This window comes from Vibrio sp. D173a, assembly GCF_030248475.1.
In genome coordinates this window covers 1-820 of record NZ_JAHGAH010000518.1, presented here as the reverse complement: position 1 = coordinate 820, position 820 = coordinate 1, and the positions used below count along the sequence as shown (strand labels likewise).

General features: G+C 47.2%; 1 protein-coding gene and 1 pseudogene. Both read right to left on the bottom strand.

Annotated elements, in window-relative coordinates:
* Nucleotides 1-384: pseudogene (locus KIV40_RS27205) on the bottom strand (pseudouridine synthase); the annotation flags it as partial.
* 34 nt (nucleotides 385-418) lie between these two features.
* Nucleotides 419-733 carry a YqcC family protein gene (locus KIV40_RS27200; protein WP_285352306.1) on the bottom strand — a complete coding sequence of 105 codons (315 nt, stop codon included), beginning with the start codon at nucleotides 731-733 and terminating at the stop codon, nucleotides 419-421.
* Nucleotides 734-820: the final 87 nt, after the last annotated feature.

Sequence of the window (820 nt, the reverse complement as noted above, 5' to 3'; positions counted from 1 at the left end):
ATGTCTTAGGTGGGCCATATGGCGACGCAGTTGATGCTTTCGCCCTGTCTTTGGCAACATTTCAACTAAACAGTAACGACTGGTTGGAAAGCGCCCTGTCGAATACGGTACTTCTACTTTGGCTAGAGGCTCATAGACAGTGATCGCCTCCTGCGCCTCTTTATCTTCTTTTGCGAACTTGTCAGCGATCTTATCCAGTTCAACCTTAAGTGCGTAATCTAGGGTATCACCCTCTTCTATCCACCCACGTACGATCGCATGATAGGTTTTCTGCATCTCATGGTTCGCAAACATCGGCATCACCTCAGAGGCAACTTCGCTCGACAAAGCAAAAACGAGCACACCCGATGTTGGCCTATCTAAACGGTGCAGAGGGAAAACGCGACAAAGTACTCGTCTTGATAGATGATCTCTAACATTATGCACATACCTCATCGATCTGCTTTATCGTCACCAAAAGGTCACTCTTGGTCGCGTCGTTCTTCCACACTTCTGCGAAATAAGGGGCAATTGAAAATCCTTTTGGTAACGCGGCACCTGACGCGATCATCGCCTTAATTCGAGCAATGAATATCCACTGAAGCCACTGTTCAGGCTCAAGCGTATCAATAGCAAAAGGCTGCGTGCTCGCCAACGCCTCATCGCTAGGTGGCACCTCACTCCATAGCTGTGCGTGTTGTAATTGCAGCTCCAACTGCTGAAGCAAAGAGAATAACTGTGTGGTTGCCGTCATTTTTCACCAAGTAATTTATCGCATGACCTTGAAATTGGGCCATAGAGTACCATCTATTGGGGAAAGAAAGTTAGGAGCTTATTACTG

Excerpts from the sequence above, each read along its gene's own strand:
- KIV40_RS27200 (WP_285352306.1), bottom strand. The coding sequence starts at position 733 with ATGACGGCAACCACACAGTTATTCTCTTTGCTTCAGCAGTTGGAGCTG.